Origin of the sequence: Pseudomonas sp. CF161 (genome assembly GCF_000416215.1) — a bacterium.
In the GTDB taxonomy this organism is placed as follows: Bacteria; Pseudomonadota; Gammaproteobacteria; order Pseudomonadales; family Pseudomonadaceae; genus Aquipseudomonas.
Genome location: NZ_ATLP01000112.1, coordinates 50,611 through 64,897 on the forward strand (window position 1 = coordinate 50,611; position 14,287 = coordinate 64,897).

At 61.2% G+C, this 14,287-nt stretch carries 11 protein-coding genes; 7 read left to right on the forward strand and 4 right to left on the reverse strand.

Features of this window, described 5'->3' with window-relative positions; all coding sequences use genetic code 11:
• Positions 1-67: 67 nt before the first annotated feature.
• The 4 genes from CF161_RS26100 to CF161_RS26115 form a co-directional block, all read right to left on the reverse strand.
• Positions 68-808: a YciK family oxidoreductase gene (locus CF161_RS26100; RefSeq protein WP_020299631.1), complete on the reverse strand. Its 741-nt coding sequence runs from the start codon at positions 806-808 to the stop codon at positions 68-70.
• A gap of 116 nt (positions 809-924) precedes the next feature.
• Positions 925-1,596: an N-acetylmuramic acid 6-phosphate phosphatase MupP gene (gene mupP, locus CF161_RS26105; protein WP_020299632.1), complete on the reverse strand. Its 672-nt coding sequence runs from the start codon at positions 1,594-1,596 to the stop codon at positions 925-927.
• Positions 1,597-1,600: 4 nt separating this feature from the next.
• On the reverse strand, positions 1,601-2,299 hold the full coding sequence (gene ubiG, locus CF161_RS26110; protein WP_020299633.1) for a bifunctional 2-polyprenyl-6-hydroxyphenol methylase/3-demethylubiquinol 3-O-methyltransferase UbiG: 699 nt from the start codon (positions 2,297-2,299) through the stop codon (positions 1,601-1,603).
• Positions 2,300-2,361: 62 nt separating this feature from the next.
• A complete protein-coding gene (locus CF161_RS26115; RefSeq protein ID WP_020299634.1) occupies positions 2,362-3,693 on the reverse strand; it encodes a TRZ/ATZ family hydrolase in 1,332 nt (443 codons plus the stop codon).
• A 108-nt stretch (positions 3,694-3,801) separates the two neighbouring features.
• On the opposite strand from CF161_RS26115, the gene mtnA reads away from it, so the two are divergent.
• The 7 genes from mtnA to cmk all read left to right on the forward strand — a co-directional run bounded on the left by mtnA (position 3,802) and on the right by cmk (position 14,192).
• Positions 3,802-4,878 (forward strand): S-methyl-5-thioribose-1-phosphate isomerase, encoded by a 1,077-nt coding sequence (gene mtnA / locus CF161_RS26120; RefSeq protein WP_020299635.1) that lies wholly within the window; start codon positions 3,802-3,804, stop codon positions 4,876-4,878.
• A gap of 355 nt (positions 4,879-5,233) precedes the next feature.
• A complete protein-coding gene (gene gyrA, locus CF161_RS26125) occupies positions 5,234-7,903 on the forward strand; it encodes a DNA gyrase subunit A (protein ID WP_020299636.1) in 2,670 nt (889 codons plus the stop codon).
• A gap of 64 nt (positions 7,904-7,967) precedes the next feature.
• Positions 7,968-9,053 carry a 3-phosphoserine/phosphohydroxythreonine transaminase gene (gene serC, locus CF161_RS26130; protein ID WP_020299637.1) on the forward strand — a complete coding sequence of 362 codons (1,086 nt, stop codon included), beginning with the start codon at positions 7,968-7,970 and terminating at the stop codon, positions 9,051-9,053.
• On the forward strand, positions 9,053-10,147 hold the full coding sequence (gene pheA / locus CF161_RS26135; RefSeq protein WP_007899727.1) for a prephenate dehydratase: 1,095 nt from the start codon (positions 9,053-9,055) through the stop codon (positions 10,145-10,147). Before serC ends, pheA begins: the two co-directional genes overlap by 1 nt.
• A 10-nt stretch (positions 10,148-10,157) precedes the next feature.
• Positions 10,158-11,270: a histidinol-phosphate transaminase gene (gene hisC, locus CF161_RS26140; RefSeq protein ID WP_020299638.1), complete on the forward strand. Its 1,113-nt coding sequence runs from the start codon at positions 10,158-10,160 to the stop codon at positions 11,268-11,270.
• A 28-nt stretch (positions 11,271-11,298) separates the two neighbouring features.
• On the forward strand, positions 11,299-13,506 hold the full coding sequence (locus CF161_RS26145) for a bifunctional prephenate dehydrogenase/3-phosphoshikimate 1-carboxyvinyltransferase (RefSeq protein WP_020299639.1): 2,208 nt from the start codon (positions 11,299-11,301) through the stop codon (positions 13,504-13,506).
• Complete coding sequence (cmk, locus tag CF161_RS26150) at positions 13,503-14,192, forward strand: (d)CMP kinase (protein WP_020299640.1); 690 nt, start codon at positions 13,503-13,505, stop codon at positions 14,190-14,192. The genes CF161_RS26145 and cmk overlap by 4 nt, the downstream gene beginning before the upstream one ends.
• The last annotated feature ends 95 nt before the right edge of the window (positions 14,193-14,287 follow it).

The window sequence follows — 14,287 nt, forward strand, 5'->3', positions numbered from 1 at the left end:
GCAAAAGTCCGCGGAATTTCAAAAAAGGCCGCGACGGCTTTCCGCCGCGACCTGATGTACGGCATGTTTACTGGGCGTCGAAGGCCTGGCCGTTGATCCCACTGCTGTCCGGCCCCATGAGGTAGAGGTAGACCGGCATGATCTGCTCCGGAGTTGGGTTGTTGCTCGGGTTTTCCCCCGGGTAGGCCTGGGCGCGCATGCTGGTGCGGGTAGCGCCAGGGTTGATGCTGTTGGCGCGGACCGGGGCGACGGTATCCAGTTCGTCGGCCAGGGTCTGCATCAGGCCCTCGGTCGCGAATTTGGAAACGCCGTAGGCGCCCCAGTAGGCACGACCCTTGCGGCCGACGCTGCTCGAAGTGAAGACCACCGAGGCGTCCTTGGACAGCTTGAGCAACGGCAGCAGGGTGCTGGTCAGCATGAACATGGCGTTGACGTTGACTTGCATCACACGCATGAAGTTCTCGCCCGAGAGCTGCTCCAGCGGCGTGCGTGGGCCGATGATCGATGCGTTGTGCAACAGGCCGTCGAGGTGGCCGAATTCGGTTTCGATCATGGCCGCCAGCTCATCGTACTGGTGAGGCAGGGCGGTTTCCAGGTTGAACGGGATCACCGCCGGTTGCGGGTGGCCGGCGGCTTCGATTTCATCGTAGACCTGGGTCAGGTTGGCTTCGGTCTTGCCCAGCAGCAATACGGTGGCGCCGTGGGCGGCAAAGGTCTTGGCGGCGGCGGCACCGATGCCACGGCCGGCGCCGGTGACCAGGATGACCCGATCCTTGAGCAGTTCGGGGCGAGCGGAGTAATCAAACATAAAAACCTCAACACAATTCAACGATAGGACCGACAGCGCTCTTGGAGCAGGGCCGGTCGCACAGCCTGGGCGGTGACAGTGCAACTGCTCGGGCGAGGGGTATTACCCGCGTCGCATCAGCAGCTGCAGAGGGCGTTATCCAGCACGCGGCGCAGTTCCAGCGGGTGATCGACTACCACGTCGGCGCCCCAGTGCTTGGGGTTGTCGTCCGGGTGGATATAGCCGTAGGTCACGGCGGCGGTCTTGGTGCCGGCATCGCGACCGGATTCGATATCACGCAGGTCATCGCCGACGAACAACACGCTGGCCGGGTCCAGGTCGAGCATCTTGCACGCCAAGATCAGCGGCTCCGGGTCGGGCTTACTGTTTTTCACGTGGTCCGGGCAAATCAGCAGGGCCGAGCGTTCGGACAGCCCCAGTTGCTGCATGATCGGTTCGGCGAAGCGCAGCGGCTTGTTGGTCACCACGCCCCAGATCAGGTTGGCCTTCTCGATATCCGCCAGCAGCTCGGCCATGCCGTCGAACAATTTGCTGTGCACCGCGCAGTGCTGGAGGTAACGCTCGAGGAACTCCAGGCGTAGCTCTTCGAATCCGGGCGATTCAGGGTCCATGGAGAAGGTCACGGCGACCATGGCCCGGGCACCGCCGGAGATTTCGTCGCGGATATGCTGGTCGACGATCGGCGCCAGGCCGCGATCGGTGCGCATGCTCTGGCAGACGGCGATGAAGTCCGGCGCGGTGTCGAGCAGGGTGCCGTCCATGTCGAAAAGAACTGCTCTGATACCCATGGGCTTATTCCTCTCGCAGGGTCTGGATCATGTAGTTGACGTCCACGTCCGCCGCCAGCTTGTAGTGCTTGGTCAGGGGGTTGTAGGTCAGGCCGATGATGTCCTTGACGGTCAGGCCGGCCATGCGGCTCCAGGCGCCAAGCTCGGAAGGGCGGATGAATTTCTTGAAGTCATGGGTGCCGCGCGGCAACAGCTTCATGATGTATTCCGCGCCGATGATGGCGAACAGGTAAGCCTTGGGGTTGCGGTTGATGGTGGAGAAAAACACCTGGCCGCCCGGCTTGACCATGCGGAAGCAGGCGCGGATTACCGACGACGGGTCCGGTACGTGTTCGAGCATTTCCAGGCAGGTCACGACGTCGAATTGCTCGGGCATTTCTTCGGCCAGGGCTTCGGCGGTGATTTGCCGGTATTCGACGCTGACACCCGACTCCAGCTGGTGCAGCTGCGCCACTGCCAGTGGTGCCTCGCCCATGTCGATCCCCATCACGGTAGCGCCGCGCTGGGCCATGGCTTCGCTGAGGATGCCGCCGCCGCAACCGACGTCGAGGACTTTCTTGCCTGCGAGGTTGACCCGCTCGTCGATCCAGTTGACCCGCAGCGGGTTGATGTCGTGCAGGGGTTTGAACTCGCTTTCACGGTCCCACCAGCGGTGAGCCAGGGCTTCGAATTTGGCGATTTCAGCGTGGTCGACGTTGCTCATGGGTAATCCTCAAATCTAAAAAATTCTGCACTGGGCCTTGAGTTGATCCTCAAGGGGTCTGTCTATTCGGTATGTCCGCTGATGCGCTGGCCCCAGGCGGTGGCCGTGGCGCACAGCTGCTGTTCATCGAGGCGGGTCAGGCGCCGGTCGTCGAGCAACTGCTTGCCGGCGACCCAAAGGTGTTTCACGCAATCGCGGCCGGTGGCATATATAAGCTGCGAAACCGGGTCATAAATCGGCTGCTGGGCCAAACCCGACAGATCGAACGCCACCAGGTCCGCGGCCTTGCCCAGCTCCAGCGAACCGACTTCAGCCTCCAGGCCCAGGGCGCGGGCGCCGTTCAGGGTCGCCATGCGCAGGGCGCGATGGGCGTCCAGCGCGGTGGCGGAGCCTGCAACGGCTTTGGCCAGTAGCGCGGCAGTGCGGGTTTCGCCCAGCAGGTCCAGGTCATTGTTGCTGGCGGCGCCATCGGTACCGACCGCGACATTCACCCCGGCCTGCCACAGTCGCTCCACCGGGCAGAAACCGCTGGCCAGCTTGAGGTTCGATTCCGGGCAATGAATAACGTTGCTGTTGGTTTCTACCAGCAAAGCCAGGTCTTCATCGCTGACCTGGGTCATATGAACGGCCTGGAAGCGCGGGCCGAGCAAGCCAAGGCGGCCAAGGCGGGCCAGAGGGCGCTCGCCGCGCTGTTCGAGGGATTGTTGCACCTCGAATGCGGTTTCATGGACGTGCATATGGATCGAGGCGTCGAGTTCTTCGGCGATAACGCGAATTTTTTCCAGGTTCTCATCGCCCACGGTATAGGGTGCATGAGGGCCGAAGGTGATCTTGATGCGCGGGTGGTGCTTGAGGTCGCCGAACAGCTCGACGCCCTGGCGGATCGCTTCATCGGCGTCGTGGGCGCCGGGGATCGGGAAATCGAGGATCGGAATTGCGATCTGCGCGCGTATGCCACTGTTGTGCACGCGCTCGCTGGCCACCTTGGGGAAGAAGTACATGTCGGAGAAGCAGGTAATACCGCCTTTGAGCTGTTCGGCAATCGCCAGGTCGGTGCCGTCGCGCACGAAGGCTTCATCGACCCACTTGGCCTCGGCCGGCCAGATGTGTTTTTCCAGCCAGGTCATAAGCGGCAGATCGTCGGCCAGGCCGCGAAACAGGGTCATGGCCGCATGCCCGTGAGCATTGATCAGGCCCGGGCTGAGCAGCATGCCTGGCAGTTCCCGCACATGCGTGGCCTTCAGGCGCAAGGCCTCGTCCCTGGGTCCGATAAAGGCGATGCGCCCGTCGCGAATGCCCAGGCCGTGTTCTTTGAGAACCACGCCAGCAGGTTCGACAGGCACCAACCAGGTCGGCAACAGCAATAAGTCGAGCGCAGCGGCAGGTGTCGGCATCGAAGATCGGTTCCAGAGCTTTTGTAAGGGATGGCGAAGTATACCCGAGCGTCTTCGCCGGGGGATCGCTATAATCGACGGCTTTTGTTCATGAGTGCGGGGTGAGGGATGCGCGATCGACTGTTGGCTGCGGAGAAGGTGAAGGCCATCGATTGGCGGGATGACGCCCTGTATCTGCTCGATCAGCGCATTTTGCCTTTCGAGGAAACCTGGATCGCCTACACCAGCGCTGCGGGCGTGGCCGAGGCGATTCGCTCCATGGTGGTTCGTGGCGCGCCGGCAATCGGCATCAGCGCGGCCTATGGCGTGGTCCTGGCGGCGCGCGCGCGGTTTGCCGCCGGCGGTGACTGGCAGGCGGCAATGGAGGAGGACTTCACCCTGCTTGCCGACTCGCGCCCGACCGCGGTCAATCTGTTCTGGGCGCTCAATCGCATGCGCGACCGTCTGGAGCGGCTCAAGGACCACATCGACCCGCTGGCCGTGCTCGAGGCCGAAGCCCTGGCCATTCATGAAAGTGATCGCGAAGCCAACCTGACCATGGCGCAGCTGGGCGTGGACCTGATCCGCCGGCACCAGGGCAATGCCCAGGCGCTGCTGACCCACTGCAATACCGGCGCACTGGCCACCGGTGGTTTTGGCACGGCGTTGGGGGTTATCCGCGCAGCATGGCTCGAAGGCATGGTCGAGCGCGTTTACGCCGATGAAACCCGGCCCTGGCTGCAAGGTTCGCGCCTGACAGCCTGGGAATTGGCCAATGAAGGCATTCCGGTGACCTTGAACGTCGACTCCGCCGCCGCCCATATCATGAAAACCAAGGGTGTGACCTGGGTGATAGTCGGCGCCGACCGCATTACCGCCAACGGTGACGTGGCGAACAAGATCGGCACCTACCAGTTGGCGGTCAATGCCATGCACCATGGCGTGCGCTTCATGGTGGTCGCCCCCAGTTCCACCATCGATATGAACCTGGCCAGTGGCGACGAAATCCCGATCGAAGAACGCGACGGCAAGGAATTGCTGGAAGTGGGCGGCAAGCGCGTCGGTGCCGAAGTGGATGCGTTCAACCCGGTATTCGACGTGACGCCGGCAGACCTGATCGACGCCATCGTCACTGAAAAAGGCATCGTCGAGCGCCCGGATACTGCGAAAATGGCCCAATTGATGTGCCGCAAACGCCTGCATTGAGATAGTTGTTTCCCGTGGAGCAGGTCGCTGCTCCCTGGGAGCGGCTATTGGTCAAGAAAAAATCCCCGTTTAAGCGCGAAATCCGCCTCTGAGCTTCTCTGGTCCCCTATCAGCCTGTCACCGGTCAACTAACTACGCACCATGCGCATCTGGGGGATAGGTGCGTGGCGGCGATTGTGATAACATCCGGCGGTTTCCAAGGTGGCCCAAAGCGGTTGCCTTTACTGCGCAAATCCATGGCATAACTTGTTGATTTGTCGTAAGTCGGTGCAAGGCGCTAAGCCTGCAGCGACGAGCTTCGTTCGTCCCATATGGATGTGACGAGGTTTCACCAGAAAAAGGAATCAGGCTTCTCATGGGCGAACTGGCCAAAGAAATCCTCCCGGTCAATATCGAAGACGAGCTGAAACAGTCCTACCTCGACTACGCGATGAGCGTAATTGTCGGGCGGGCACTGCCTGATGCGCGCGATGGCTTGAAGCCCGTGCATCGGCGTGTGCTGTTCGCGATGAGCGAGCTGGGCAACGACTTCAACAAGCCGTACAAGAAATCTGCCCGTGTTGTCGGTGACGTGATCGGTAAGTATCACCCTCACGGTGATACCGCGGTGTACGACACCATCGTTCGGATGGCGCAGCCATTCTCGCTGCGCTACCTGTTGGTAGACGGTCAGGGCAACTTCGGTTCGGTCGACGGCGATAACGCCGCGGCCATGCGATACACCGAAGTGCGCATGACCAAGCTGGCACATGAGCTGCTGGCCGACCTGCATAAAGAAACCGTGGACTGGGTGCCGAACTACGACGGCACCGAAATGATCCCGGCGGTCATGCCGACCCGTATTCCCAACCTGCTGGTCAACGGTTCCAGCGGTATTGCCGTGGGCATGGCGACCAACATTCCGCCGCACAACCTCGGTGAAGTCATCGACGGTTGCCTGGCGCTGATCGACAACCCTGAGTTGACGGTCGACGAGCTGATGCAATACATCCCGGGCCCGGACTTCCCGACTGCCGCGATCATCAACGGTCGTGCCGGCATCATCGAAGCCTATCGCACCGGTCGTGGCCGTATTTACATGCGCGCCCGCTCGATGATCGAAGACATCGATAAGGTCGGTGGCCGCCAGCAGATCGTCATTACCGAGCTTCCCTACCAGCTGAACAAGGCGCGTCTGATCGAGAAGATCGCCGAGCTGGTTAAAGAGAAGAAGCTCGAAGGCATCACCGAGCTGCGCGACGAGTCCGACAAAGACGGTATGCGCGTGGTGATCGAGCTGCGTCGCGGCGAAGTGCCTGAGGTAATCCTCAACAACCTCTACGCCCAGACCCAGCTGCAAGCGGTGTTCGGCATCAACATCGTGGCCCTGATCGATGGCCGCCCACGGATCCTCAACCTCAAGGATCTGCTGGAAGCCTTCGTTCGTCACCGTCGCGAAGTCGTCACCCGCCGTACTGTGTTCGAGCTGCGTAAAGCGCGCGAACGCGGCCACATTCTTGAAGGTCAAGCGGTTGCCCTGTCGAACATCGACCCGGTCATCGCCCTGATCAAGGCCTCGCCAACCCCGTCGGAAGCCAAGGAAGCGCTGATCAGCACGGCCTGGGAATCCTCCGCGGTGGTGGCAATGGTCGAACGTGCCGGTGCCGATTCCTGCCGTCCAGAGACCCTGGACCCGCAGTACGGCCTGCGCGAAGGCAAGTACTTCCTGTCGCCAGAGCAGGCGCAAGCCATTCTGGAGCTGCGTCTGCACCGTCTGACCGGCCTGGAGCACGAAAAACTGCTGGCTGAGTATCAAGAGATCCTCAACCAGATCGGCGAGCTGATCCGCATCCTCAACAGCGCTACGCGCCTGATGGAAGTGATCCGCGAAGAGCTGGAAGTGATTCGTGCCGAATACGGCGATGTGCGTCGCACCGAGATTCTCGATGCCCGTCTCGACCTGACCCTGGGTGACATGATCCCGGAAGAAGAGCGCGTGGTGACCATCTCCCACGGCGGCTATGCCAAGACCCAGCCATTGGCTGCGTACCAGGCCCAGCGTCGTGGCGGGAAAGGCAAATCGGCCACTGGCGTGAAAGATGAGGACTACATTGCTCACCTGCTGGTAGCCAACAGCCACACCACGCTGCTGCTGTTCTCCAGCAAGGGCAAGGTGTACTGGCTCAAGACTTACGAAATCCCTGAAGCATCGCGTGCGGCCCGTGGTCGTCCGCTGGTCAACCTGTTGCCGCTGGATGAGGGTGAGTACATCACCACCATGCTGCCGGTCGAGGAATACACCGAAGGTCACTTCATCTTCATGGCCACCGCTGGCGGCACCGTGAAGAAGACCCCGCTGGAATCCTTCAGCCGTCAACGCAGCGTCGGCCTGATCGCGCTGGAGCTGGACGAAGGCGACGTGCTGATTTCTGCCGCGATCACCGATGGCGAGCGTGAAGTCATGCTGTTCTCCGATGGCGGCAAGGTCACTCGCTTCAAGGAATCCGACGTTCGCGCCATGGGTCGTACTGCTCGCGGTGTGCGCGGCATGCGTCTGCCGGAAGGCCAGAAGCTGATTTCCATGCTGATTCCGGAAGAGGGCAGCCAGATCCTGACCGCATCCGCGCGTGGTTATGGCAAGCGCACGGCGATCACCGAGTTCCCTGAGTACAAACGTGGCGGCCAGGGCGTTATCGCCATGGTCAGCAATGATCGTAACGGCCGTCTGGTCGGTGCGGTCCAGGTGCTGGATGGTGAGGAAATCATGCTGATTTCCGACCAGGGCACCCTGGTGCGTACACGGGTCGACGAAGTGTCGAGCCTGGGTCGCAACACCCAAGGCGTGACCCTGATCAAGCTGGCCAGCGATGAAACCCTGGTCGGCCTGGAGCGGGTGCAGGAGCCGTCTGAAGTCGAGGGTGACGAGCTGGAAGGCGAAGAGGGTGAAGAGTTCGAAGGGACCGTGCTGGACGCGGGCACCGATCCGGATGACGCAACCGAGGGCCGGCAGGCTGACGCCGCAGGCGAAGAAGAGTCGCAAGACTAAATAAATCGTAGCAGGGCAGAGTGTTTGCTCTGTCCGCTACCGTGAATGCATAGCGAGAGTGGATGTGAGCAAACGAGCCTATAACTTCTGCGCAGGTCCCGCTGCGCTACCTGAAGCTGTCCTGTCGCGTGCCCAGGCCGAGTTGCTGGATTGGCATGGCAAGGGCCTGTCGGTCATGGAGATGAGCCATCGCAGCGATGAGTTCGTGTCCATTGCCACCAAGGCTGAGCAGGATCTGCGTGACCTGCTGGATATCCCCTCGAACTACAAAGTGCTGTTTCTGCAGGGCGGCGCCAGCCAGCAATTTGCTCAGATCCCTCTGAACCTGTTGCCGGAAAACGGCTCGGCCGACTATATCGATACCGGTATCTGGTCGCAGAAAGCCATTGAAGAAGCCTCGCGCTACGGCCACGTCAATGTGGCTGCCACCGCCAAGCCCTACGACTATTTCGCCATTCCTGGCCAAAACGAATGGCAGCTGTCGAAAGACGCGGCCTACGTGCATTACGCACCGAACGAAACCATCGGCGGCCTGGAATTCAACTGGATCCCGGAAACCGGCGATATTCCGCTGGTGGCTGACATGTCTTCCGACATCTTGTCGCGTCCTGTGGATATCTCCCGTTTCGGCATGATCTACGCCGGCGCACAGAAAAACATCGGCCCGAGCGGCATCCTGGTCAACATCATCCGTGAAGACCTGCTGGGGCGTGCCCGTTCCCTGTGCCCGACCATGCTCGACTACAAGGTCGCGGCGGACAACGGCTCGATGTACAACACCCCGCCGACCCTGGCCTGGTATCTGTCCGGGCTGGTGTTCGAATGGCTCAAGGAGCAAGGTGGCGTAGCGGCCATCGGCAAGCTCAACGAAGTGAAGCAGCGCACGCTGTATGACTTCATCGACGCCAGCGGCCTGTACAGCAACCCGATCAACAAGTCCAACCGCTCGTGGATGAACGTGCCGTTCCGCCTGGCTGACGATCGCCTGGACAAGCCGTTCCTGGCCGGTGCCGAAGCGCGTGGCCTGTTGAACCTCAAGGGTCACCGCTCGGTTGGTGGCATGCGCGCCTCCATCTACAACGCCGTCGACATTACCGCAGTCAATGCGCTGGTGGCCTACATGGCAGAGTTCGAGAAGGAACACGGTTAATGTCTGAGCAAGAACTCAAGGCACTGCGCCTGCGCATTGATGCCCTGGACGAAAAGGTCCTGGAACTGATCAGTGAGCGTGCGCGCTGCGCCCAGGAAGTCGCGCGCGTCAAGATGGCCTCCCTGGCCGAAGGCGAAGTGCCGGTGTTCTATCGTCCTGAGCGTGAAGCTCAGGTGCTCAAGCGGGTGATGGAGCGCAACCAGGGGCCGTTGGGCAACGAAGAGATGGCGCGCCTGTTTCGCGAAATCATGTCGTCGTGCCTGGCGCTCGAGCAGCCGCTGAAAGTGGCTTACCTCGGCCCTGAAGGCACTTTCACCCAGGCCGCGGCAATGAAGCATTTCGGCCACGCCGTGATCAGCAAGCCGATGGCGGCGATCGATGAAGTGTTCCGCGAAGTGGCAGCCGGTGCGGTGAATTTTGGCGTGGTCCCGGTGGAAAACTCCACCGAGGGCGCGGTCAACCACACCCTCGACAGCTTCCTTGAGCACGACATGGTGATCTGTGGCGAAGTCGAGTTGCGGATTCACCATCATTTGCTGGTTGGTGAAAACACCAAGACTGACAGCATCAGCCGCATCTACTCCCATGCCCAGTCCCTGGCCCAGTGCCGCAAGTGGCTGGACGCGCACTACCCGAATGTTGAGCGTGTCGCGGTCTCCAGCAATGCCGAGGCTGCCAAGCGGGTCAAGGGTGAGTGGAACTCGGCGGCGATTGCCGGCGATATGGCTGCAGGCTTGTATGGCCTGACCCGCCTGGCCGAAAAAATCGAGGATCGCCCGGACAACTCCACGCGTTTCTTGATGATCGGCAGCCAGGAAGTGCCGCCGACCGGCGACGACAAGACCTCGATCATCGTCTCCATGAGCAACAAGCCGGGCGCACTGCATGAGCTGCTGGTGCCATTCCACGATAACGGCATCGACCTGACGCGAATCGAAACCCGACCTTCGCGCAGTGGCAAATGGACCTATGTGTTCTTTATCGACTTCGTCGGCCATCACCGCGACCCACTGGTCAAAGGTGTACTGGAGAAGATCAGTCAGGAAGCAGTGGCACTCAAGGTGCTGGGTTCCTACCCGAAAGCGGTTCTCTGAGGCTTTAACAATGAGTGGCGACTTCCTCGCTCTGGCACAGCCGGGCGTGCAACAACTTTCGCCTTACGTTCCGGGCAAGCCCGTGGACGAACTGGCACGTGAGCTGGACATCGATCCGGCAAAAATCGTCAAGCTGGCAAGCAATGAAAACCCGCTGGGCGCCAGCCCCAAGGCGCTGGCGGCGATCCGTGACGAGCTGGCGGAGCTGACCCGTTATCCCGATGGCAATGGTTTTGCCCTCAAGACCCTGTTGGCCGAGCGTTGTGCGGTCGAGTTGAGCCAGGTCACCCTGGGCAATGGTTCCAATGACATTCTGGAGCTGGTCGCTCGTGCCTACCTGGCCCCGGGCTTGAATGCCGTATTCAGCGCCCATGCCTTTGCCGTCTATCCGATTGTCACCCAGGCCGTGGGCGCACAGGCGCATGTGGTTCCGGCCAAGGATTGGGGGCATGACCTGCCTGCAATGCTGCAGGCAATCGACGCCAATACCCGGGTGGTGTTTATCGCCAACCCGAACAACCCGACCGGTACCTGGTTCAGCGCCGAAGCGTTGGACGAGTTCCTGCAGGATGTGCCAGGGCATGTGCTGGTGGTGCTGGACGAGGCTTATATCGAATACGCCGAAGGCAGCGACTTGCCCGATGGCCTGGATTTCCTGGCGGCCTACCCGAATCTGCTGGTTTCGCGGACCTTCTCCAAGGCCTATGGCCTGGCGTCGTTGCGTGTGGGTTATGGCTTGTCGACGCCGGTGGTGGCCGATGTGCTGAACCGGGTTCGCCAGCCGTTCAACGTCAACAGCCTGGCGTTGGCTGCTGCCTGCGCGGCGTTGCAGGACGAGGAATACCTGGCTGAAAGCCGTCGCCTCAATGAGGCCGGTATGCAGCAGCTGGAGGCGGGTTTTCGCGAGCTGGGCCTGTCGTGGATTCCTTCCAAGGGCAACTTCATTGCCGTGGACGTAGGAAGGGTGGCTGCTCCGGTATTCCAGGGGTTGCTGCGCGAGGGTGTGATTGTGCGTCCGGTGGCCAATTACGGTATGCCGAACCACCTGCGTATTACCGTCGGTCTGCCGGCTGAAAACAGCCGCTTCCTCGAGGCGTTGTCCAAGGTTCTGGCTCGTGGTTGATGTCATTCCAATGCAATCTGCTGTGCCTATGATCGGTCGCCTGGTGGTGGTCGGTCTGGGGCTGATTGGTGGCTCTTTTGCCAAGGGCCTGCGTGAAAGCGGGGTATGTCGCGAGGTGGTCGGGGTCGATCTGGATCCTCAATCGCGCAAGTTGGCAGTCGAGTTGGGCGTGGTGGACCGCTGCGAAGAAGACCTCGCCGTGGCCTGCCAGGGCGCTGATGTGATCCAGCTGGCAGTACCGATCCTGGCCATGGAAAAACTCCTGGCGCTCTTGGCTGGCATGGACCTGGGGCAGGCGATTCTGACGGATGTCGGCAGCGCCAAGGGCAATGTGGTGCGCGCGGCAACCGAGGCCTTTTGTGGTATGCCGCCGCGCTTCGTGCCGGGGCATCCGATTGCCGGTTCCGAGCAGAGCGGCGTCGAAGCGTCCAATGCTCAGCTGTTTCGTCGGCACAAGGTGATTCTGACTCCGCTTGAGCAGACCGACCCCGAGGCGTTGAGGCTGGTCGATCGGTTATGGCGCGAGCTGGGAGCGGATGTCGAGCATATGCAGGTCGAGCGCCACGATGAAGTGTTGGCGGCGACCAGTCATTTGCCCCACCTGCTGGCATTCGGCCTGGTCGACTCGTTGGCCAAGCGCAGTGAAAATCTGGACATCTTCCGTTACGCTGCGGGCGGTTTCCGCGATTTCACGAGAATCGCCGGCAGCGACCCGGTCATGTGGCACGACATCTTCCTCGCCAATCGCGAAGCAGTACTGCGCACACTCGATACATTTCGCAACGACCTCGACGCCCTGCGCGACGCGGTCGATGCAGGGGATGGGCACCAATTGTTGGGCGTATTCACTCGCGCCCGGGTTGCCCGCGAGCATTTCAGTAAAATCCTGGCCCGCCGGGCCTATGTGGACGCTATGAACTCCAACGATCTGATTTTCCTGGCAAATCCTGGTGGCCGCCTGAATGGGCGGATTCGTGTACCGGGTGACAAATCGATTTCTCACCGCTCGATCATGCTCGGCTCGCTGGCTGAAGGCGTCACCGAAGTTGAAGGTTTCCTCGAAGGCGAAGACGCCTTGGCGACCTTGCAGGCGTTCCGCGACATGGGGGTGGTGATCGAAGGTCCGCACCACGGCCGTGTCACCATTCACGGCGTTGGCCTGCATGGCTTGAAACCTGCTCCAGGTCCTATCTACCTGGGCAACTCCGGTACCTCGATGCGCCTGCTGTCCGGCCTCCTGGCGGCGCAGAACTTCGACAGCACCCTGACGGGTGATGCGTCGCTGTCCAAGCGTCCGATGAATCGCGTGGCCAACCCTTTGCGGGAAATGGGCGCTGTCATTGAAACGGCTGCCGAAGGTCGCCCGCCGATGGTCATTCGCGGTGGCAACACGCTCAAGGGCCTGACTTACACCATGCCGATGGCCAGTGCCCAGGTTAAGTCTTGCCTGCTGCTGGCGGGGCTGTACGCCGAAGGCAAAACCACCGTGACCGAGCCTGCGCCGACCCGCGACCATACCGAGCGTATGCTGCGCGGCTTTGGCTACCCGGTCAGCGTCGACGGTGCGACCGCTTCGGTTGAGTCCGGCCACAAACTGACTGCTACGCATATTGAAGTGCCGGGCGATATCTCGTCATCGGCGTTCTTCCTGGTGGCTGCGTCGATCGCCGAGGGTTCGGAGTTGGTGCTGGAGCACGTCGGTATCAACCCGACCCGTACCGGCGTGATCGACATCCTGCGCCTGATGGGGGCGGACATCACCCTGGAAAACCAGCGTGAAGTCGGTGGCGAACCTGTGGCGGACCTGCGCGTACGGGCAGCTAAACTCAAAGGTATCGAGATTCCTGAAGAACTGGTGCCCTTGGCCATTGACGAGTTCCCGGTGCTGTTTGTCGCTGCGGCCTGCGCTGAAGGGCGTACCGTGCTGCGTGGTGCTGAAGAGCTGCGGGTCAAGGAGTCTGATCGTATCCAGGTCATGGCCGACGGCCTGCTGGCGCTGGGCGTCAAGTGCGAACCTACGCCGGACGGCATCATTATCGATGGCGGCCAGATTGGCGGCGGTGAAGTGCACGGTCACGGTGATCACCGGATTGCGATGGCCTTCAGCGTGGCTTCGCTGCGGGCTAATGCTCCGATCCGCATTCATGATTGCGCGAACGTGGCGACGTCTTTCCCCAACTTCCTCGCGCTGTGCGCGCAGGTCGGTATCCGCGTAGCGCAAGAGGCTCAGTCGTGAACATCAAGGCACCTGTAATCACCATCGATGGGCCTAGCGGTTCAGGCAAGGGCACCATCGCCGGGATTCTGGCCAAGCGTCTGGGCTGGTGCCTGCTGGACTCCGGAGCCTTGTACCGGCTGCTGGCATTTGCCGCACGCAACCATGGCGTCGACCTGACCAACGAAGAATCGCTGAAATTGCTCGCGGCACATCTCGATGTGCAGTTCCTCGGTGCGACTGAAGGGCATCCGCAGCGCATCATTCTCGAAGGTGATGATGTCACTGATGATTTGCGCAATGAGCAGGTGGGTGCCTGGGCTTCCCAGGTCGCCGCATTGCCCGCAGTGCGTGATGCGCTGTTGCAGCGCCAGCGGGCATTCCAGGAGCCGCCGGGCCTCGTGGCTGACGGTCGTGACATGGGCACGGTGGTTTTTCCAGAGGCGCCGCTGAAGATTTTCCTCACTGCCAGTGCCGAGGAGCGTGCACGTCGCCGTTACTTGCAGTTGAAGGGAAAAGTCGATGGTGTTAGTCTGTCGAGTCTGCTAGATGAGATTCGTGCGCGCGATGAGCGCGACACCCAGCGAGCGGTAGCCCCGCTTAAGCCGGCGGCTGACGCCATACAGCTGGATTCCACGGAGTTGTCCATCGAGCAGGTGCTGGAACGCATTCTGAGCGAGATCGCCATTCGCGACATCGCCGGGTGACCAAGGAAGAGCGTGGGGAACCAGTCATAGTCCCGCGGTCTTTCTTTTATATGAACGTAACCCACATCGTCTGGGATGTGGCAGATGGGCGTATT